Below are 18,835 nucleotides of genomic sequence, written 5' to 3'. Positions count from 1 at the left end.
GTTCAGTCCGGGCTCAGCGAAAAGGCGTCGTGGTCCTCGAGAGTCGCCACGGCGCGACGAAACATCGTGCGGGTCAACCGGAGGCTTCGTTCGTTGACGACTTTGATGCGCCCCTCGGCCATGACGGGATAGATGAAGCACCACGCGGTGGCGATTCGGTAGTCTCGTCGCAATTGTTCGCGGGGGTAGTCGACCCCGTGCTCGGCGAGGCGCTCGCGATAGCGGGCGAGCAATTCATCCTCACAACTGCGCCGCGTGTCCGGGGTGAGGCTCTGGCCCAGGAAGTAGCCGACGTCGTAGGCGCCCCGACCTTTGCTGCTGACCTGCCAATCCAGCACCGTCACCGGCGGATCGCTCTCGCTGGCGGCGAAGAACAACTGATCCAATCGGAGATCCCCGTGCAGGAACGTGAGGGGCGGACGGGCCACCTCCTCGAGAAACCACGGCATCAGCGTCGCGAACCGATCACCGTAGTCCTGGACCGCCGGCGTCAGCTCCGGCCCGAGTCGCTCGATGAACCTCGTCCACGCGGCATGGTAATTACGGATGATCACCTCAGGAAACGGCGGATCGACGTGCATCTTCAGCCACGACAGCGACGCGAGGCGGTCGCTGTCCCACCAATAGGCGTGGTGGCGAGCGAGGGCGTCGACGAGGGTTTCGGCGTCCGCGACCGAACACCCCAGGACTTGGTCGGTTTTGCGCAGTCGACCGAGATCCTCGAGGACCAACACGAAATCGTGGGTCGATTCGTCGAAGGCCGCGAAGTATGGCCGTGCCGGCGGCAGTGGATTAGCGACGCCGATCTCCTGGTAGAACCGGACTTCCCGACGGTAGAACTCGAGGTCCTCGCACAGGTTGGTCCGCGCGATCGTGTCCAGCGTTGGGAGCTTGACCACGACTGTCGGCGGCACGTCCGGGCCGCCGTCGAGGTGGGCGCGATAGAGGCGACCGAGCAACCCCACGCCGATCCCGAACTGCTCGAGCTTGTACACTCGCACCTCGGCCTGCAGAACGTCGCTGAGCCATTCGGGGGTGATGGACTGCGGATCCACCGGGATTGTCGGCATATTGCGCCTCCCCAGTCGACCCCGCGAGCGAATCAATCGTACGAGACCAGAAGCGCATCAGCACTGGATATAAGCGCGACAACATGCGGTATGAACTTGCTTTGGCAAATACTGTGCAGCCGTCACCTTCAGCTGATCGGCGGTGCGACGGGCCTCGCCGGTTCTCCCGTACTGTCCGGCTCGGTCGGCGGCGGCTTCTTCAGCCAGGTCGGGTCGATCCCGTCGTCGAGTCGGCCCTCTGCCTTGGCGTCCAGATAGCGGAAGTACAGCACCGAGAACACGACCACGAGCATCAGGCCCCAGCCGTAGGTGAACTTCATGTACTCGAGGAACCGCCCGGTGGTGGGCCAGTGTCCGAGCAGCCAGCGGTCGGCGCTCATGAACCCGTAGATCGCAAGCCACGCAGGCCAATTACGCAGGACCGAGTTCGGGAGCGCCACCGTCATCAGGAACGGGAACAGCATCATCGAGTAGTAGCCCTGACCAAGGGACAGCACCAGGAACGAGGTGATCAACAGGACGCCCGATGACGTCGTCATCCAGAACAGCGGGTCGCGGGTGCGGTAGTACTTGTACAGCAGCCACAGCGAAATCACGGCGATCACCGCAAAGGCGATGCGCAACAACAGGATCAGCCACGTCGGCAGTCCGTAGTAGATCCCGTTACCGGCGATCGAGCTGTTGAAGTAGTCGCGCGTGGTGAGGATGTAGGGCACCGTCCGCGTGAAGAAGCTCATCGGGTCGCTGATCAGCGGCCATGCTGCGGCGTTGAAGACCAGCGGCACCGCGATCGCGGCGACCAGCGCACGCCACTGGCGATTGAGCAGCGGCAGCAACAACAGCGGCGCCAGAAGCGGTTTGACCACCAGCGTCAGTCCGATCGCTGCACCCGCCAGCCATTGGTGGTTGCGCTTACCGTCCAGCAGCCAGCGGAAGAACAGCACCTCCGCCAGCAGGATGCACCCGTTGATGTTGCCGAAAACCAGTGTGTTGATCACGCTTTCGGTGCAGAACATCGCCGCAAGCAGAGCCGGCAGAGCGACCGAGCGGAAGCCGTAACCAAACAGTCGCACCAGGAAGTAGGCAGCCAACACGATCGCGATCGTGTTGAACGTGATGAACCAGTACCGCGAGGCGTCGACGGGCAGGTAGCCGAACGGCGCCATCAACAACGTTCCGCCCGGCGGATACAGATAGTGCGGGTCGACGTGGTTGAAGTGCTCGTTGTAGATGTCCCAGCCCATCTTGAAATTGACGACCGCCCGATAGACGGGTCCGTAGTCGTCGGTGATGTAGCCGTTGGTCGCCAGCACGTAGCTGCGGTGGATGATGAACAGGATCGCCAGCGGCCACAGGATCACCTTCAACACCGACGCAACGCTGGGCGGGGAGGTTCGGGGCCGGAAGGGCGTCGTCAACGAATTGGCCACAAGATCGCGCACGACCGCACGGTACCCGACCGCGGTCGAGGTCAGGCGTCAGGCAGGGCAGAACGTATCGGTGTCGGGCAGATTGCCGCTGTCGAGGTAACCCAGGACCGGCGGCAGCGCGCACGGCGAGTAGATCGAGGCGCCGTGCCCGATGCCTTGCCACATCACCCGCCTGTTGGCCGACCCGGCGTTGATCACCGTGGCCGCGACCGCGGCGACGCCCTCGTTGCCGACGATCGGGTCGTTCTGGGTGCCGAGCAGCAGCACGGGAATCTTGAGGTTCTCGGGCTGCTGGGATGTCGAACCGCTCGGCCAGTTCAGGCAATCGACCAGGTTCAGCGCGCCGACCGTGCCGAACTGCGGATACAACTTGTTCCAGGCCACGACCAATTCGCGCACTCGGTTCGGAGTGGGCCGATTCAGCGAATCACTGCAGCCGTTGACGAACTGACCGTCGGTGTTACGCAGGCTCTCGGCCCTCGCGATCAGATCGGTGAACGGCGCGGGATCACCCGACTGCGCGGCCGCGATCGCGGTTGCCAGCGCATTACTCGACTCGATGCGGTCCCCGCGGGGGTAAGCCAGCGCGGTCGAGATCGCGTTGGTCACGGTCGCGACGGCGGCGCCGTTGGGTCCGCGGCCCTGGCGTGCGGCAGACAGCAGCGCGTCCACCGCTGACTTCGGATCCGGGCCCAGCGCGCAGTTGGCCGCGGCGCACTGCGCGGCCCACGCATCCAGCGCGGCCTGCTCGCCCTTGACCCGCTGCTCCATAGCGGCTTCGGCGGCAATGCCCAGCGGCAGAGGAGAATCGAGCACCAGGCGCGCGACCTTGTTGGGATGCGACCCGGCATACGCGAGCGCCACCTGCGCGCCGTTCCCGACGCCCAGCAGTGCGAGGGTGGGCACGTCCCAGGTGCTGCGCAGCCGCTCGATGTCCTCGGCGGCGTGGGAGTTGTCGTAGGCCGAATCACCGGGGGCGATGGTGTCGGTGCAGCTTGTCGTCGCGGTCTGCACGATGGCGCCCAGGTTTGCCACCGGATCGTCGCCGGACTGGAACTGCGCCTGGTCGAGCATTTCTTGGCGGTCGAACAGGTCGCGGCAGTCCAGCGCGCCGGACATGCCCATGCCGCGGCGGTCGACGGCGACGATCGGGTGGCTCTTGAGCACATCGGTGCCCGCGCGCGACAGCCAGACCGGCAGCTGCAATGACGACGGCAGGTCCGAGCCGGTGGTCATCACCACAGGGCCGGCGTCCTGGGGGGTCTGCGGTCCGCGGGCGCGCACCACACCGATGCTGACCGAGCCCGACGCACCGTTGATCGGGTCGAGGTCGGCGTCGTAGGTGGCGCAGTCCAAGGTCACACCAGGCACGGAAGGCATGGCCGCGTCGCTGAACACCCGCGACGTGCAGTCGCGCCACGCCAGGTCGTTTTTGGGCGCCTCGATAGGCGGCGGGCCGTCAGCAGCTTGGGTCGTTTGTGGCTCGCCCTGAGGCCCCGCCCCGGAGTCGGTGGCGAAGCGGGGATTGGCCGCGAGGCCCGGCGCGCACGCCGCGACGAAAGCCACGGCGGTCGCCAGGCTGAGAAGCCGAACCAGCTGACCACGCCGATGCATGCCGACCACAGTACTGAAGCGTGGTTCAGTCGAGCCGCACGTAGCGGGTGTAGAGATAGCCGTCGTCGTCGCTCAGCACATGCGCCGGGCGCATCCGCGTCAGCACCTCGCCAGGGCCGGAAGCGATGCGGGGTGCCTTGCCGCCGACCAGGAACGGGGCCACCGTCAGACAAAGCTCGTCGAGCAGGTCGTTCTCGATGAGCAGGCTCAAGATCAGCGGGCCGCCCTCGGAGAGCACCCGCAACAGCTTGCGTTCGGCGAGCGCCTGCAGCGCGGTCGCTGCGTCAACCTCGTCGGGCCGGGGGCCCGACGCGTCGATCACCTCGGCCACCCCGCCGAGGCGTTTGCGGGTGGCGTCGCAGGCCGCAGAGCAGGTCAGGATCAACGGCGGCACTTCGGTGCGGGTGAAGAAGCGGGCGCCGGGGTCGAGGTCGCCGGATCTTGTGATGACGGCGATCGGCGGCACCTCCGCCTGGCCGCGCGCCTGCCGGGCGCCCCGCTGCGGGACGGGCACATGCGCGCCGGAGTAGTTCTCGGTGCGCACGGTGGCCGCACCGACGAGGATGACGTCGGCGGCGTAGCGCATCTGCTCGAAGACGCTGCGGTCGCCGGCCGCTCCGAGCGCCGCGGTCTTGCCGCCGGCGGTCGCTCCGCCGTCGATGCTGGCGATCATGTTGCCGCGCACCCAGCACCCGCGCAGCTCGGCGGGGTAGGCGTAGAAGTCGCCGAGCCGCCCGTCGGTGCCGTCGATCGGTGCGCCGTCGGGCCCGAGCACTGTGAACTGCGCCGCAGGGGCGGTATCGGGCATGAAGATGATTGCAGCACGTCGATAGGGTGCGTGCATGGACGGGTCCGAAGCGGTGCAGCATCTCGTCGACCGCCACCCCGACGTCACCCCCGGCCGGTTGATCGCCCAACTCGCGCCCCCACCCACCTTCTCCGACGTCAGCTTCGACACCTACATCCCCGATCCCGCCGAACCGTCCCAGGCCGCGGCCGTGCAGTCATGCCTGCGGTTCTGCGATCAGGCACAGCAGCGTCGCGCGGGTAAGAAGAAGCTCTTCGGTCGCCGCGAGGTGCTGCCCGGTGTCGGGTTGTATCTCGACGGGGGCTTCGGCGTCGGCAAAACGCACCTGCTGGCCTCGTCGTACTACCGGTTGCCGGAACCGAAGGCTTTCGCCACTTTCGGCGAATTAACCCAACTGGCAAGCGTTTTCGGATTCGTCGAGTGCATCGAATTGCTGGCCGACTACGTCGTGGTGTGCATCGACGAGTTCGAGCTCGACGACCCGGGCAACACGACGCTGATCTCGCGGTTGCTCTCACAGCTTGTCGAGCGCGGTGTGTCGGTGGCCGCGACGTCGAACACGCTGCCCGAGCAACTGGGGGAGGGCCGGTTCGCGGCCCAGGATTTCTTGCGGGAGATCAATACGCTGGCATCCATCTTCGAGACGGTGCGCATCGACGGGCCGGACTATCGCCACCGGGATCTGCCGCCGGCTCCCGAACCGCTTGGGGACGCCGAGGTTCGCGAGCGCGCCGCGCGGTCGCCGGGTGCGACGCTCGACGACTTCGACGCACTGTGCGTGCATCTGGCGACCATGCACCCGTCGCGGTACCTGACGTTGATCGAAGGTGTCGCGACGGTTTTCCTCACCGGCGTGCACACAGTCGACGACCAGAATGTGGCCTTGCGCCTGGTGTCGCTGACCGACCGGCTCTACGACGCGGGGATCCCGGTGGTGGCGTCGGGCGCCAAGCTCGACACCATCTTCAGCGACGAGATGCTGGCCGGCGGGTTCCGCAAGAAGTACCTGCGCGCGACGTCCCGGTTGCTCGCGTTGTCGCGGGAGCCCCTTTGATCGCGAACGTGGGTTACCCACACACCTTTCGCGGGCCGCGACGTGCGTCGAGCCCACACTCGGCTCCGTTAGAACGTGCGCACCATCACGTAGTCGTTCTCGGTGGCCGCACCCAACCGGAACGTCTTTGTGCCGCTGACCGCGAAACCGTGCTTGGCATAGAACCGCTGCGCACGCTGGTTCTGCTGGTTGACGCCCAGCCACACCGCCGCGGCGCCCAGTTGCTTGGCCATCCGCACCGATTCGCTCATTAGCGCGGTCGCCACCCCGGAGCCGTGGTGCTCGGGCAGCACATAGATCTTCGACACCTCGACCGCCGGGCGGGACTCGACCGCGCGCTGGACGTCGGGGTCATCGGGCACACCCCGAATCAACATGGCGTAGCCGGTGATCGAAGCGCCGGTGCGCGCGACGAGCACCACTCGATCGGGGTCGACGAGATAGTCGCGGAAGCGCGATAGCGACAGGTTCTCCTCGACGAACGCTGCGACGTTGTCGGCAGTCACTGCCGGGGGACAGGCGAGCGGAAACGTGCGGGCGGCGACGTCGGCGAGTTCGGGCAAGTCGGCGTCGACGGCCGCCGTGACGTCAATCCCCAACGGCGACTACACGTTCCACTGAGCCAGGTGCTCACCGGTGATCTTGTCGAGCAGCACCACGTTGGACACCAGGTCGCGGTAGCAGTCCCAGAACACCGCGCCGCTGACCGAGGATCCTGCGGGTGCGTTGGTCAGTTGGGCCTGCAGTGCGTCTGGAGCGTCAGTGTTGCGCGGTTCGTAGCTGTCGCCGGTCGGCGTCACGCCGCGGAAGCTGTAGGTGATCGACTGCGCGTACGGCGTCGGCACCTGGACGGAATGCACCGTCACCCAGGCTCGCCAGACCTGCTGGCGCGGGGGGCGCGGGGCGTAGCCGAAGCCGGGTGGAACGGGAGACGGATCGACGCTGTGCACGGTGATGTCGGCGACCAAACCCTTGAACTTCACTTGCAAGGTGTCACCGAGCCTGCCGATCGGGGCGGTCACCGCCGATGCGGGCGCAGCGACGATCCCGGCGGCAGTCGCCATGGCGACTACGAGGAGCACGAACCAGCGACGCATCCCCGAATGATCGCACAGACTGAAACCTGTTACAGACGCTTCCAGGCAGACCCAAGGCGACGCCTCAGGCGGCCTCGAGGCTCAGAAGCGTCGACTTCGCCTGCGGGCCGCCGACGTACTGACCGGGTGTCCCGTCCGAGCGCACGACGCGATGGCAGGGAATCACCACCGGCAGGGGGTTGTGGGCGCACGCGCTTCCCACCGCCCGCACGGCGCGGGGGTTGCCGACGGCGGCGGCGACGCGCGCATAGCTTGCGCGCTGTCCGTAGGCGATGTCGCGGAGGTGTTCGATCACGCTGCGGCGGAAGCCCGCGGCCAGGCGTAGGTCGACCGGCACCTCGAACGCGGTGCGTTGCTTGGCGAAGTACTCGTCGAGTTGGTGTGCGACGGTGTCGAGTCGCGCGGGTGCTTGCAGGATGCGCGGACTGACAACCTCCGCCAGCCGGGTGAGCACCGCGTCGTGGCCCTCGATATCGAAGGCGACGCGGACCAGTCCGACGGTGGTGGCGGCCAGCAGGAGCGGGCCGACCGGGCTGTCGATCATGCGGTAGGCGACGTCGAGAACACCCTGGTCGTCGGCGGCGCGTTCCAGCTGTCGGTGCAACCGGTCGAGCGCTGCGGTCTCGGGGGTCAATTCATCGAAAAGGTTGAAGGTCATCGGCTTTCCTCACGGTAGATCTTGCGCAGGGTCTTGATGCCGTCGGCCGCGGCGCGGCGGGCGGCGTCCGGGGAGTTGCCGAGCAGCCCGGCGATCTCGGCGAACGGCACGCCTGCGATGTGGTGGTAGGCGACGGCCTGGCGCTGCTTTATGGGCAGTCGCGCCAGGGCGTCCCACAAATCGGGGTCGCGGGAGGCGGGGTCCGCCCGTGATGAGGGCCGTTCCGGCAACGAGTCGGTGGGCGTTGGTCTGCGGGAGCGGGCCCGGCCGGCGTCAAGGGCGCGCCGGTGCGCGATCGTGACGAGCCACGCCTCGACATTGGCGTCGGCCGGCAACCGCGGGTAGGCGCGCAACGCTGACAGGAACGTCTCAGACCAGGCGTCCTCGGCGTCGACGGGACCGACGACCGCGCGGCAGACGCGCAGCACGGTCGGACCGTGCTCGGCCACCACGTCTTCGAACGGTCGCACCCTCACATCATGTAGACGTCGAAGGGTGGACACGTGTGAGATCAGTCCTTGGTGAACGCCCGCAGCGCGTCGAGGAGTTCGCTTTCGAAGCGGTCCTTGTCGACGCCGGCGCGGTGCAGCGGTCCGCCGTCGGCCTCGGCTTCCCACAGCGCCAGGAGGATGTGCTCGGTCCCGACGTAGTTGTGCCCCAAACGAAGTGCCTGACGGAACGTCAGCTCGAGCACCTTTTTGGCGGCGCTGTCGAACGGGATGAGCGTGGGAAGCTCTCCGTCGGCCGGCGACGGCAACGACACCACCTTCGACACCGCGTCCGCGTTGACCCCCTGGCCGGCGAGCAGTTTGGCGGCCAGGGCGTCGGGGTCCTTGAACAACGCCAGCAGGAGGTGATCCGATCCGATCTCGGGATTGCCGGCTGCGTGTGCGATGTTCTGGGCCTCGACGACGACGTTGCGGGCGCGGGGGGTGAACCGGCCGAAGCCCGCGTTGGGGTCGAGAAGATCGGCGTCAGTGGGTGTCTTGGGCACGAAGCGCTTCTGCGCGGCCTGTTTGGTGACGCCCATGCACCTACCGATGTGGGTCCACGACGCTCCCGAGCGGCGGGCCTGATCGACGAAATGGCCGATCAGATGGTCGGCGATCTCGCCGAGTGACTCCGCCGCCAGCACCGCGTCGGTGAGCTGTTCGAGGGGTTCGGAGTGCACGGTCTTGATGACGTCGATGAGGTCGTCGAGCCGGACCGGGTTGGTGATCGTGGTGGGCTGCGTCATGGCGTCAACCTTAGGTTGACGGCCGACTGTGCGTCAACTGTGGGTTGACGATCGCGGATATCCGCGCTGAACCGTGCGGTCGAGGATGCCCAGCGTCGCGCGCAACGCGCTTTCGGAGATGACGGGGAAGATGCCCGCCTCTCGCCAGTGCTGGTCGATATCCGACCAGTCGTAGAACGACGTCACGAGCGTGCCGTTGTCGGCGGGTTCGAGGCGGTAGCCGTAGACATGACCGATCTGCGGGCGGATCCGGCCCAGGATCGTCCACGAGATCAAGCTGTCCTGTTCGAAGTCGCGGATCGAGACGGTGACGTCGTACTTGCCCATGGGGAAGTCGTTGAGCGCTTCGCGGTCCATGTGCACGACGAAGCTGTCCCCGGCGGCGCGAACCGGTTCGCCCTCGGCGTCCTGCAGCATGCCGCTCGCGTCGATCGCTACGTGACCCTGGGGATCGGTCAGCACGGCGAAGATGTCGGGTGCGGGTGCGGCGATAGTCCGCTGGACTTCGATGCGATTAGTCATCAGCAAATCATGCCCCGAACGTGAAACGTCGCGGAAGTCGTTTCGGTCATAGCGGTCGGGGTATTCGCCAGTTGCTATGCGCAACCATGTGGACCCAGCTCGCGTGCAGTCCGCCCTGCTGCGGCGCGCGATCACGTTCATCAACGAGAACGCCCACAGGGAAATAACACTCAGAGATATTGCCACTGCCGTCAATGTGACGCCACGCTCGGTGCAGTACGCATTCCGGCGACATCTGGGCACCACGCCGTTGGAGTACCTTCGGCGCGTGCGACTCGACCGAGCCCACCGCGAACTGCAAACGGCGGACCCGCGCAGGGACACCGTGATGGCGATCGCGGGACGGTGGGGATTCACTCACGCAGGCCGCTTCAGCGGCGTGTACAAACGCACCTACGGAACTCCGCCGAGCGAGACGTTGCGGGCCTGACGGTTATCTCGGGAAGAAGCCTTCGCGAGTGAAGAAGCCGGGCTGCCAACCGCGCGCACCGAGGCACAGCATCGGGCGGCCGTCGGGCGTCTGGGCGGCGGCTTGAGGCTTGGGGCAGGGCGCGCCGACGTCTTGGACGCCGAAGAGTTCGTACGAGGCTTGCCAGAAGCCCTGATTGGTCGGGATCGGCGGCCATTGGTTCTCGATCCAGCGGCACTGCAGGACTTCGCCGCCGGGTCCGCGCCCGAAGGTGAACCGCTCGAGGTTGAAGCACGGCCCGGTGAGGTGGGCGTCGTAGTTCATGCCCGGCACGTCGGAGGCGTAGCGGCCCGGCGTGTCGGGGTAGTCGGTGTCATCAGCGGAAGCGAACGGGGCCGCGCAGACGGCGGCGCCGGCGATCGCGGCGGCGGCGAGCAGTTGGCGAATCATGTCCCACCCTCGATGTCAGGACCGGTCGGTCTTCCGCAAAGCGTAGTAGGTGCGACACGGCGGCCGAGCCTTTTCCCGTCACTGCAGGGCAGAACACCCTCGATTGAGAAGGCGCGGGGTTGTTCCCGCCCGGGTGGTCCGCACGGCGGCGGCGTGTGGAAAGTCTGCTGCCCAGTTGCAGGCGAAGTCGCGAGGTCGCCGATTCAACCGCGCGATTACCGGGAAGCCTCACTGGTATCCGCTCACAAGTGACTTCGGGTCACGGCTCGTGTTGGCGCGGAGGGCAGTTCGACTTGAACGATTTTCGACTCGGTGAGGAACGGGGCAAGTGATTGCAATCGCGGTAGTGCTACTGGTTTCGGCAGCTGTTTTGATCCTGTTCGGCGTGGTGCTCTACGGCAACGGCGTCGGCACGGTTCCCGACGAGCCTGGCCGCGAGCCGGCGGCTACCCGAGAGGGTCTGCGGCGCGTCTCATGGACAGACCTGTTCGCGCGGATGAAGACGTCAGTCGGAGACATCCTGAATGAGGACACGAGGCGGCCCCAGAAGTTGACCGCGGCCGGCGCCTTTTGCGTCCTGGTGGGGATCATCGTCCTGGTACTCGCGCTGCTGTCGTTTGTCACCGCCATGGTGTAGAGACGCCGACGAAGAAGGGTCATGGCTCAAAAGACTCGGCGACGAGTCGGAGCTTGACGTCGAGGCGCTGCTAGAACTCTGCAAAGCAGATCTTGAAGGCCGCCCATAAAGTACCTCCGTGGCGGCTACGGCGTAGAAACGGACTAACGCTGGACAAAATCATCTCCAGGTCCACGGCGCCACATTCTTTGAACGCGAGAACGTTCCGGTCTTTTGGACGTGAGATCGCGGAGTTCCTTAATGATCCGATCTGCCTGTCGAGGCCAGATCAAGGACTGCGGTCGCGCCGAGCCCGCTCCCAAAAGCCTTGACTATTCAAACGGTTTTGGGGACATGGCTCACCGGTCAGAGGTAGAACCAGGCCGGGCAAACAATGCCGTGTACCTGTGAACGTCTCCATGCACTCGATGCTGTTCCGGGCCTTCGCGCTACTGACCGGCATCGTCCTACACGCAAGTGCACCCGGGCTCGCGGGCGCCTCGGCGGTCAGCTTCGACGAACCGCCCACCCACCATGGTGGCAGCGAGAATCTTCTGCTTCATCCACGTCTTCCGGATGTGGTGCTCTTCAGCTTCACCGCGACATTGAGCTTCCTGAAATGGGCTGCTCAGGACCGCTCGTGCACCTGAGCGTCGAGATGGGCTGCGGCGTGCTTCAGTAGCAGCGCCGCGTCGGCCGCGGTGGTGTGCACGTCATCGTTGAAGGCGTTCAGGTCCGGCCAGTTCATTGCGTCGGCGGAATTGGCCAGCCGCACCAGCATTGACTCCAGCCGATCGACCTGCTGTTGCGCCGCGTAAGGCTGCCCGCTGTGCCAGTAGCCAGCTGCGGTACGTAGCGCCCCTCCCAGGCAGAAGCTGCATGGGGCGGCCACGGGCTCGGTGCGTGTCCGGTAGCCTCCCGCGCCGACGTGCTCGGTGTGCACGCGCACCCAGTTGCCCGGCGAGTCGACTGCCGGGTGCACCTGGGTGCCATCGGCGTCGCGGTAGTAGGCGCCTTGGGTCCACCCGCCGTCAGCCTCGATGAGCGCGAGGGCGCCCTCGATTACCTTCCGGTCGGTATTCATGTCAGCCATACCTTCAAAGTACGAGGTGCGGCCGCACGACAACACGAGGTTGACCTCCAAGTTGACGGGGGTTAACCCCCCCTTGGCACGAGCTCGTGTGTGACGGGCTTCTAGGCGGATTCTCGATCGAGGTGTCCCGCGCTGGGTGCGTGGCAGGACCGGGTAGCCCGGCAACTCAAGGCCCGAGGGTGGCTTGGTGGTCGCGGACCGACACGAGAGGCGGCTTCGGCGGATGAGCGCTCGAAATCGAACATCGTCCGCTTCGGTGACATCCGCGGGAGGCCCCGGACGTGGCTCGTAGCTGGACCACGTCCGGGGGTTCACTCACTTAGCCAATCGGGGGTAACTCACGTGAGCCTGCTCAACGGTCATGTCGTCGGAGAGTGCGCCACCAGCGTTGCGCTGCAGTGTGATTGACCTTCTCCACCACGCCCTTGCGGTTGCCACGCCGGGGCGGACAAATCGCCACGGTCACTCCGTAGTGCTTGGCCACCCCGGCGAAGGAGGCGGTCACTCGGCGGCTGCCGGGGTCACAGACCGTGGCCATCCGGTCGAACCGCCACGCCCGGGTGAGACCACCGAGCTCGCGGGTCCCCCGGTCAAGGCCGGCCACCAAGTCAAACGTGTGGGTGTTGGGACATGATCGGCAACCTCGCGTTAGCGATCGTCGAAGCCGAGCTCTGCCAGCACCGGTTGGGCACGTATTGGGCATGTAGCCCGTTCAGATCCTGAAAAGCGCCTCTGAACTGCACAAACTGTGGTGCGCGATACTGGGATTGAACCAGTGACCTCTTCCGTGTCAGGGAAGCGCTCTCCCGCTGAGCTAATCGCGCCGAACCTTCGTAGAGGTGGAGACGGGAATCGAACCCGTGTGCACGGCTTTGCAGGCCGTTGCCTCACCACTCGGCCACTCCACCGCTGGGGTTGATGCCACTGCACCTTCGAGCGGATGACGGGATTCGAACCCGCGACCCTCACCTTGGCAAGGTGATGCGCTACCAACTGCGCTACATCCGCGCGCCACGAACGACTCGTCGCCCGTCGCGAAGGACGACGATAGTCCACCAAAGTGTAGCTGCACAAATCCCGACGTTCGCCGGTGCGTCTCTGCCCGTTCACATCTCAAAACAGCTGGTACGACTCGCGTGAGACGAAGAATCCACGCCCCGAGCCATAGTCGCGGCATGTGACCACCGATGGACGCACGTGGCACTGGAACCAGCAAGTGGACGGCCCAAATCCCCGTCGGGTGGATTCGGGACGCGACCTTCGATCGTGCTAGTCTTCGACGTCGTTCGGCCATTCGGTCGACTCTCCGGTCTCGTAGCTCAGTGGGAGAGCGTCCGCCTCACACGCGGAAGGTCGCTGGTTCGAACCCAGCCGGGACCACCCCTTCACCAGGACGCGTCGCGCCCCGTCTCCCTAGACTCAACTCATGCCTCTGGAGATCACTTCGCGGTTCGCAGGTCGTCGTCATGTCTGAAGAGAAGCCGCCCGGCGAGATACTTCCGGAAAGTGAATGCTGGAATCTCCTGGGCAGCGTGTCGTTGGGGCGCCTGGTCACCAGCGCAGATGGAATTCCCGAGATCTTTCCGGTGAACTTTGTCGTCCAGCGCAAGACGCTCCTGTTCCGCACGGCACAGGGCACCAAGTTGGTGAGCACAGCGGTCAACCGCGACGTGCTCTTCGAAGCCGACGATCACAACGTCGGCGAAGGATGGAGCGTCATCGTGCGGGGCGTTGCGCGGACCGTGCACGACGATGACGACCGTGCGGAGGCCGAGAAGGCGCAATTACTGCCCTGGACCGCGCACACCAAGGACCACTACATCCGCGTGCTTCCGCGACGCGTCACCGGCCGTCGCTTCCGTTTCGGTTCGTAGCGGCCGGCCTAGCGCCTGCGTCGCCACACGATGATCCCGACAACGGCGAGCACGGCGACGATCGCTGCGATCGGCACTGTCTGCTTCGGATTGTCGGTGGCGGTGTGCCGGAGCGTGTCCGCCTTCTCGACGACGCGCTCCTTGGTCTCGGCCGCCCTGTCCTTGGCGTGCTCCTTGGTCTCGTCGACCTTCTCCTTCGCGCGCGCCTTTACATCCAACTTGGCCTGCAGCGCCTCGACCGTCTCGCCAAGTTCCTGGCGGGTCTGCTCGATGTCGGCCTCGATGTCGTCGACGCCCGCATCCGGGCCGGGCTCGGGGCGTGGGTTCGGTGCGGTCATGACCGGGCGTCCTTTAGTTCTTGGATGTCTGCTTTTACCGTCTCGACGGTCTTCGGCGCCGCCGGTGTGACCTCCCGAGCCTGGCTGCGTCCCACCAGGGCCGCGATGCCCGCGATCACGAAAAGTACTGCCGCGACGATCAGCGCCGCGGCCCAAACGGGCAGCACGAGAGACAACGCCGCCACCCCCGCCGCGATCAAGGTCGCCGCGCCGAAGAAGGCCAGCAGGCCCGCCACGCTGAACAAGCCCGCGCCGATCCCGGCATGTCTGGCCGATTCCTGAAATTCCTTCTGCGCCAACCGCATTTCGTCGCGGATCAACCGCGACGTCTGCGTCGACAACTGGCTCATCAACTCGCCGACCGACGCGTCGGCGCCAGATCTCGATTCCACCGTCATCACATACCAACCTCTGACTTGTCCTGACGTGTCGCGACAGTGATGCCCGTGGTCAACAGGCCCGAAACACCGAAGCCCCTTTGAATGCATCTGCTGACCGTTATCTGGGCGACGACGGTGAGGGCGGCAGAACCGCAGGTGGGACCGGAGATCGAGGCCGCGGCCGACGTCCAATGCGGCTCTCCCATGCCGAAGCGGTCACCATTTGGAAACGGTGCGGTGCGGCGTGGCGAGTCCTTGACAATCGCCTGCTGATATTAACGCGGTCGTACGGACGCGACCTCGGTACGGCATGCAAGACCTGCTGCCTCGGTTGAACGAAAGTATGAGTGTGAGTGGAGGGATCAACGTCGATGACGACCTTTAAAGGAGTCAACATCGCGGCAGCTGTGGGGGCTGGATTGTTGGGTGCGGCCATCGGAGCGGCCATCGCACTGAGCCCGGCCGCCTCGGCCGGGGGATATGAATGTGTGGAATCGAAGGGCGGTGCACCTGCCGGAGCACCCGGGGCACCCGTCTGTGCTCCGCTGACAGATATGGCCGGCGTGCCGATGGCACTTCCCGGCCCGCCTCCGATCGCGCCGCCTTTGGTGCCGCCGGTCGTGCCTCCGCCCCTGGTGCCTCCGCCCCTGGTGCCACCGCTTGTGCCCCCGCCGCTGGTGCCGCCAGTGGCCGGAGCTCCGATCGTGGGCGGCGCTCCCGCAGTGGTCGGCGCTCCGCTCACGGAGATGGGCGGGCTGGCCGGAAAGGGCAAGGGAGACCCATCCCGTCCACCGGCGCCCGGAGCGCCTGTCCCGGGTCAGCCCACTCCGCCAGGACCGGTGACCTGACGGCCCACCGAGGATAGTCCCTCCGGTTTGGCCCGGCGGCGAGCAAGTCTCGCTGCCGGGCCAAATTCATTGGCGGCCAGTCGAATTGCGCTGGCCTCGGCGGGGCGGATTCTGTGGCCGAACCGTGACTGAGACTTAATCGAATTGCCTACGCGCTCTTGGCCCTAAAGCACTCCGGCTGACCTACCATTATTGACATCGTTGTAATTTCAAGGGAGGCACCAAGATTGCGTGCTGTACTTCGGTGTGTTCTCGCCGCCGTTGTCGTCGCTACCAGTGTGGTCGTTGGGCCGGCCGGCGAAGGTGCGGCGGCCGCTAGCCAGGCGGTGAGAAGTGCCATCGCGTCCATATTGCCCGCCGAGGATCAGGTCGTGGGCATCGCACATCCCGTGATAGTGACGTTCAAGCACTCCGTCGTCGACAGGGATGCGGCCGAGCGGTTGCTCGATATCACCTCGACGCCCCCGATGACGGGCACGTTCGAGTGGCTCGACGCCAAGACCGTCCATTGGGCGCCCGACGAATTCTGGCCCGCCCACAGCACCATTGCGCTGTCTGTCGGCGGCTTCAAGACGAACATCGCCACCGGCGCCGCGGTTGTCGGCGTTGCCAATATCGCCGACCACACCTTCACGGTCACGATTGACGGGGTCCCACCCGACAAACTGCCTTCGCCGCACCACCGGCCCTTCTTCGGTGAGCCCGGGGTCTTTCCGGCCTCGATGGGCAGGCCCGAATACCCGACGCCGGTGGGGACTTTCCCCGTATTGGGCAAAGAACGCGAAGTGAAGATGGATTCGAGCAGCGTCGGCATCCCCGTGACCGCGGACGACGGCTACCTGCTCGACGTGGAATGGGCTGTAAGGCTCACCAGACGTGGCATCTTCGTGCATTCGGCGCCGTGGGCGATCAACTCACTGGGCCACGAGAACGTCAGCCACGGATGCATCAGCCTCAGTCCTGCAGACGCCGAGTGGTACTTCGACCACGTCAAGGTCGGAGACCCTGTCCTGGTGCAGGAGAACAACATCGAGGTGCCGCGACCGCGGGTCGAACCGGCGAATCCAGAGGTTCCGCGGGTGATCGCCCGGTAAAGGGACTTCGCGTTCAGGGGCGCGACTTGTCCACGATCTCCTTGGCGATCTTGAGTAGCGGCACATTGGAGTCCTGCGACAGTTTGCGTAGGAGATCGAAGGCCTGGACGGCGTCGACGCCGTAGCGTTCCATCATCATGCCCTTCGCCTGTCCGATGGTGTCGCGGCTGGCCAGGGCCTGCCTAAACTGTTCGTCGCGGCGCGCGGCATTCCAGGCCACCGACGAATGGGCGGCGAACACCAGTCCCAGGCTCCTGGACTCCTCACCGAAGGCGTCGGGTTCCTCGGAATAGACGTTGAGCGCGCCCATCGTCTCGCCCTCGATGAACAACTGGAACGCCATGATTGAGCGAATTGGCGTCTCCGCCAAGGCATCCCGGCGATAGAGCGGGAAACGGTCGTCGGTGTGGAGATCGGCGACGTAGACCACCTTCTTGTCCCACGCCGCGGTCAGGCACGGACCCTCCTGGTGGCGCTGCTGAATCTTGTCCAACAGCATCGGGTACATATGCGTGGCCGCAGGCGTCTCGACGCTCTTGGGCTTGCGGGTGATCGTGATACCGGCGTACCGGGCCCCGGGAATCTCGACGGCCGCATGTTCGGCCAACTCCGCGATCACGGTGTCCGCATCGGGTCGGCTGTAGAGCCCGCGCACCAGCTCCGCGATGCGCAGGTGCGCATCCTCGCGTTCGTCGGGTCTGTTCGCCATCACCATTCGGAGTCCTTCACCGTCGTCCAGATTACGCGGGCAAGTTCAAGATCGACCTGCCGACAGCTCGTAATTATCGGTGACGAAAGCCGTCGCCAGTGCATTTTTTATCTGCACCGCAGATCCGCGCGCTACAGCGCCCTCAGATACCGGTCGGTGACCACCCGCTGGACCAGCGACGTCACCGGCGACCCGAGGCGACTCCACCAGGTCGCATGCCGGGAGAACGCGGTCACCACGGCCGACACCTCGTCGGAAGCCGGGTCGTAGCGGACCAGGAACAGCTCCTCACCCGACTCCGCGTGACCGGGCAGCGTGCCGTAAGCGAATCCGCGAGCATGGCGGTTGTCGACCACGTAGACCACGCGACACGGTGCCGCGATCGGGCCGAGGTGCACGAGGACCTCCGAGCCGACCTCGGCGACCTCCGTCGTCGCCTCAACTCGCACCCCTGCGCCGCGCAGCATGCCCCATCGCATGCCGGCCGCTGCGGCTTCGTCGAAGCGTTCGCGGCCATGGCCGATGACCGCCGTCTTGTGCACGTGGTGGTACCCGGGCGGCAGCGTGCCGGCGGTGGCACCCACCTCGGGATACGTCAGCGGGAGCGCGGCGAGATCGCTGAGCCTCACCAGCGCTACCTTGCCATCGTCGGCGTACGGTCGATGACATGACCACCCCCGTCGCACAGGCGTCCGGCACGTTCATCATCGGCGACCTGACGGTCAACCGGCTCGGCTTCGGCGCAATGCGGTTGACCGGCAAGGGAGTCTGGGGTCCTCCCCAGGACCGTGACGAGTGTCTGCGGGTCCTGCGTCGCGCCGTCGAACTCGGGGTCAACTTCATCGACACCGCCAACTCCTACGGCCCCTACGTCTCCGAGGAGCTGATCCGCGAGGCGCTGCACCCCTATGACGGTGTCGTCGTCGCAACCAAGGCGGGGTTGCTGCGCACCGGACCCGACGTGTGGCCGGTGCTTGGCTACCCGGAGTACCTGCGCCAGGAGTGCGAGATGAGCCTCCGGCGCCTCGGCGTCGAGACCATCGACCTGTTCCAGCTGCACCGCATCGACACCAAGTTCCCCGCCGAGGACCAGGTCGGCGAACTGCTCAAGCTGCAGCAGGAAGGCAAGATCCGCCATATCGGCCTCTCCGAGGTCACCGTCGACCAGCTCGAGGCCGCACAGAAGGTGGCACCGATTGTGACCGTGCAGAACATGTACAACCTCAGCGTCCGCTCCGCCGAACCGGTGCTCGACGCCTGCGAAGCCCGCAACATCGGGTTCATCCCCTGGTTTCCGCTGGCCGCCGGGCCGTTGGCCGCGCCCGACGGGCCACTGCAGCGCATCGCCGCCGACCATCACGCCAAGGCCTCGCAGCTGGCGTTGGCGTGGCTGCTCAAACGCTCGCCAGTGATGCTGCCGATCCCCGGCACCTCCAAGGTGGCCCATCTGGAGGAGAACGTCGCCGCCGCCGAGATCGACCTGTCCGACGACGAGTTCGAGACATTGAGCAAAGCCGGAGCCGCCGGCGACTGA

The 18,835-nt window shown here is 65.9% G+C and carries 24 protein-coding genes, 4 tRNA genes and 1 pseudogene; 9 read left to right on the top strand and 20 right to left on the bottom strand.

All coding sequences use genetic code 11. From position 1 onward, the window contains the following. Positions 1-2: 2 nt before the first annotated feature. The 4 genes from AAHH99_RS22630 to AAHH99_RS22615 all read right to left on the bottom strand — a co-directional run bounded on the left by AAHH99_RS22630 (position 3) and on the right by AAHH99_RS22615 (position 4,922). Complete coding sequence (locus tag AAHH99_RS22630) at positions 3-1,070, bottom strand: oxidoreductase family protein (RefSeq protein ID WP_418770699.1); 1,068 nt, start codon at positions 1,068-1,070, stop codon at positions 3-5. A gap of 128 nt (positions 1,071-1,198) precedes the next feature. Further along, on the bottom strand, positions 1,199-2,512 hold the full coding sequence (gene aftC, locus AAHH99_RS22625) for an arabinofuranan 3-O-arabinosyltransferase (RefSeq protein WP_418770698.1): 1,314 nt from the start codon (positions 2,510-2,512) through the stop codon (positions 1,199-1,201). Between the two features lie 36 nt (positions 2,513-2,548). Next, a complete protein-coding gene (locus tag AAHH99_RS22620; protein WP_418770697.1) occupies positions 2,549-4,114 on the bottom strand; it encodes an alpha/beta fold hydrolase in 1,566 nt (521 codons plus the stop codon). 25 nt (positions 4,115-4,139) lie between these two features. Beyond that, positions 4,140-4,922: a pyrimidine reductase family protein gene (locus tag AAHH99_RS22615; protein ID WP_418770696.1), complete on the bottom strand. Its 783-nt coding sequence runs from the start codon at positions 4,920-4,922 to the stop codon at positions 4,140-4,142. Positions 4,923-4,956: 34 nt separating this feature from the next. On the opposite strand from AAHH99_RS22615, the gene zapE reads away from it, so the two are divergent. Continuing rightward, a complete protein-coding gene (gene zapE / locus AAHH99_RS22610; protein WP_418770695.1) occupies positions 4,957-5,976 on the top strand; it encodes a cell division protein ZapE in 1,020 nt (339 codons plus the stop codon). Between the two features lie 68 nt (positions 5,977-6,044). Here the strand turns inward: zapE and AAHH99_RS22605 are convergent, their stop codons facing one another. From AAHH99_RS22605 to AAHH99_RS22580, 6 genes are all read right to left on the bottom strand, one after another. After that, positions 6,045-6,575, bottom strand: a complete 531-nt coding sequence (locus AAHH99_RS22605) for a GNAT family N-acetyltransferase (protein ID WP_418770694.1) — start codon at positions 6,573-6,575, stop codon at positions 6,045-6,047. A 6-nt stretch (positions 6,576-6,581) separates the two neighbouring features. Beyond that, positions 6,582-7,073 (bottom strand): hypothetical protein, encoded by a 492-nt coding sequence (locus AAHH99_RS22600; RefSeq protein WP_418770693.1) that lies wholly within the window; start codon positions 7,071-7,073, stop codon positions 6,582-6,584. A 64-nt stretch (positions 7,074-7,137) separates the two neighbouring features. After that, positions 7,138-7,731 (bottom strand): methylated-DNA--[protein]-cysteine S-methyltransferase, encoded by a 594-nt coding sequence (locus tag AAHH99_RS22595; RefSeq protein ID WP_418770692.1) that lies wholly within the window; start codon positions 7,729-7,731, stop codon positions 7,138-7,140. Next, the gene (locus tag AAHH99_RS22590) at positions 7,728-8,201 is read right to left on the bottom strand and encodes an RNA polymerase sigma factor (RefSeq protein ID WP_418770691.1); all 474 of its coding nucleotides are present in this window, start codon (positions 8,199-8,201) and stop codon (positions 7,728-7,730) included. Before AAHH99_RS22590 ends, AAHH99_RS22595 begins: the two co-directional genes overlap by 4 nt. Positions 8,202-8,242: 41 nt before the next feature. Continuing rightward, complete coding sequence (locus tag AAHH99_RS22585; RefSeq protein ID WP_418770690.1) at positions 8,243-8,968, bottom strand: Clp protease N-terminal domain-containing protein; 726 nt, start codon at positions 8,966-8,968, stop codon at positions 8,243-8,245. A gap of 33 nt (positions 8,969-9,001) precedes the next feature. Beyond that, on the bottom strand, positions 9,002-9,490 hold the full coding sequence (locus AAHH99_RS22580; RefSeq protein ID WP_418770689.1) for a polyketide cyclase: 489 nt from the start codon (positions 9,488-9,490) through the stop codon (positions 9,002-9,004). A 76-nt stretch (positions 9,491-9,566) separates the two neighbouring features. Between AAHH99_RS22580 and AAHH99_RS22575 the strand changes: the two genes are divergently transcribed. Then, on the top strand, positions 9,567-9,920 hold the full coding sequence (locus AAHH99_RS22575; RefSeq protein WP_418770688.1) for a helix-turn-helix transcriptional regulator: 354 nt from the start codon (positions 9,567-9,569) through the stop codon (positions 9,918-9,920). Positions 9,921-9,923: 3 nt separating this feature from the next. On the opposite strand, the gene AAHH99_RS22570 is transcribed toward AAHH99_RS22575, so the two are convergent. Then, entirely contained in the window at positions 9,924-10,349 is a 426-nt protein-coding gene (locus AAHH99_RS22570; RefSeq protein ID WP_068197419.1) for a hypothetical protein, read from the bottom strand. 328 nt (positions 10,350-10,677) lie between these two features. On the opposite strand from AAHH99_RS22570, the gene AAHH99_RS22565 reads away from it, so the two are divergent. Further along, positions 10,678-10,986: a hypothetical protein gene (locus tag AAHH99_RS22565; RefSeq protein ID WP_418770687.1), complete on the top strand. Its 309-nt coding sequence runs from the start codon at positions 10,678-10,680 to the stop codon at positions 10,984-10,986. Positions 10,987-11,372: 386 nt separating this feature from the next. After that, a complete protein-coding gene (locus tag AAHH99_RS22560; protein ID WP_418770686.1) occupies positions 11,373-11,615 on the top strand; it encodes a hypothetical protein in 243 nt (80 codons plus the stop codon). On the opposite strand, the gene AAHH99_RS22555 is transcribed toward AAHH99_RS22560, so the two are convergent. The 5 genes and pseudogenes from AAHH99_RS22555 to AAHH99_RS22535 all read right to left on the bottom strand — a co-directional run bounded on the left by AAHH99_RS22555 (position 11,594) and on the right by AAHH99_RS22535 (position 13,066). Further along, positions 11,594-12,058 (bottom strand): DUF6197 family protein, encoded by a 465-nt coding sequence (locus AAHH99_RS22555; protein ID WP_418770685.1) that lies wholly within the window; start codon positions 12,056-12,058, stop codon positions 11,594-11,596. The genes AAHH99_RS22560 and AAHH99_RS22555 overlap by 22 nt on opposite strands. 321 nt (positions 12,059-12,379) lie before the next feature. Next, positions 12,380-12,665 (bottom strand): annotated as a pseudogene (locus AAHH99_RS22550) (IS21 family transposase); the annotation flags it as partial. Positions 12,666-12,807: 142 nt separating this feature from the next. After that, positions 12,808-12,882 (bottom strand) — tRNA-Val (locus AAHH99_RS22545). Between the two features lie 13 nt (positions 12,883-12,895). After that, positions 12,896-12,966: transfer RNA gene (locus tag AAHH99_RS22540), tRNA-Cys, on the bottom strand. 27 nt (positions 12,967-12,993) lie between these two features. After that, positions 12,994-13,066 (bottom strand) — tRNA-Gly (locus AAHH99_RS22535). 300 nt (positions 13,067-13,366) lie between these two features. On the opposite strand from AAHH99_RS22535, the gene AAHH99_RS22530 reads away from it, so the two are divergent. Together AAHH99_RS22530 and AAHH99_RS22525 are read left to right on the top strand one after the other, a co-directional pair. Continuing rightward, positions 13,367-13,438: transfer RNA gene (locus AAHH99_RS22530), tRNA-Val, on the top strand. 86 nt (positions 13,439-13,524) lie between these two features. Then, positions 13,525-13,932 (top strand): pyridoxamine 5'-phosphate oxidase family protein, encoded by a 408-nt coding sequence (locus AAHH99_RS22525; protein WP_418770684.1) that lies wholly within the window; start codon positions 13,525-13,527, stop codon positions 13,930-13,932. An 8-nt stretch (positions 13,933-13,940) separates the two neighbouring features. Here the strand turns inward: AAHH99_RS22525 and AAHH99_RS22520 are convergent, their stop codons facing one another. Continuing rightward, entirely contained in the window at positions 13,941-14,270 is a 330-nt protein-coding gene (locus AAHH99_RS22520; protein WP_418770683.1) for a DUF3618 domain-containing protein, read from the bottom strand. Then, entirely contained in the window at positions 14,267-14,668 is a 402-nt protein-coding gene (locus AAHH99_RS22515) for a phage holin family protein (protein ID WP_418770743.1), read from the bottom strand. Before AAHH99_RS22515 ends, AAHH99_RS22520 begins: the two co-directional genes overlap by 4 nt. 353 nt (positions 14,669-15,021) lie before the next feature. Here AAHH99_RS22515 and AAHH99_RS22510 point away from each other — a divergent pair, with 353 nt between their 5' ends. Together AAHH99_RS22510 and AAHH99_RS22505 are read left to right on the top strand one after the other, a co-directional pair. Then, complete coding sequence (locus AAHH99_RS22510; protein ID WP_418770682.1) at positions 15,022-15,498, top strand: hypothetical protein; 477 nt, start codon at positions 15,022-15,024, stop codon at positions 15,496-15,498. A 227-nt stretch (positions 15,499-15,725) separates the two neighbouring features. Next, positions 15,726-16,592, top strand: a complete 867-nt coding sequence (locus AAHH99_RS22505) for a L,D-transpeptidase (RefSeq protein WP_418770681.1) — start codon at positions 15,726-15,728, stop codon at positions 16,590-16,592. A 13-nt stretch (positions 16,593-16,605) separates the two neighbouring features. Here AAHH99_RS22505 and AAHH99_RS22500 read toward each other — a convergent pair whose 3' ends face one another. Together AAHH99_RS22500 and AAHH99_RS22495 are read right to left on the bottom strand one after the other, a co-directional pair. Continuing rightward, the gene (locus AAHH99_RS22500; protein ID WP_418770680.1) at positions 16,606-17,307 is read right to left on the bottom strand and encodes a GAF and ANTAR domain-containing protein; all 702 of its coding nucleotides are present in this window, start codon (positions 17,305-17,307) and stop codon (positions 16,606-16,608) included. A 125-nt stretch (positions 17,308-17,432) separates the two neighbouring features. Continuing rightward, positions 17,433-17,930: a DUF1990 family protein gene (locus tag AAHH99_RS22495; protein ID WP_418770679.1), complete on the bottom strand. Its 498-nt coding sequence runs from the start codon at positions 17,928-17,930 to the stop codon at positions 17,433-17,435. A gap of 38 nt (positions 17,931-17,968) precedes the next feature. On the opposite strand from AAHH99_RS22495, the gene AAHH99_RS22490 reads away from it, so the two are divergent. Next, positions 17,969-18,835, top strand: a complete 867-nt coding sequence (locus tag AAHH99_RS22490; protein WP_418770678.1) for an aldo/keto reductase — start codon at positions 17,969-17,971, stop codon at positions 18,833-18,835.

It is taken from the genome of Mycobacterium neumannii, from assembly GCF_048452905.1.
GTDB lineage: Bacteria > Actinomycetota > Actinomycetes > Mycobacteriales > Mycobacteriaceae > Mycobacterium > Mycobacterium neumannii_B.
This window is presented reverse-complemented; position numbering and strand designations above follow the sequence as displayed.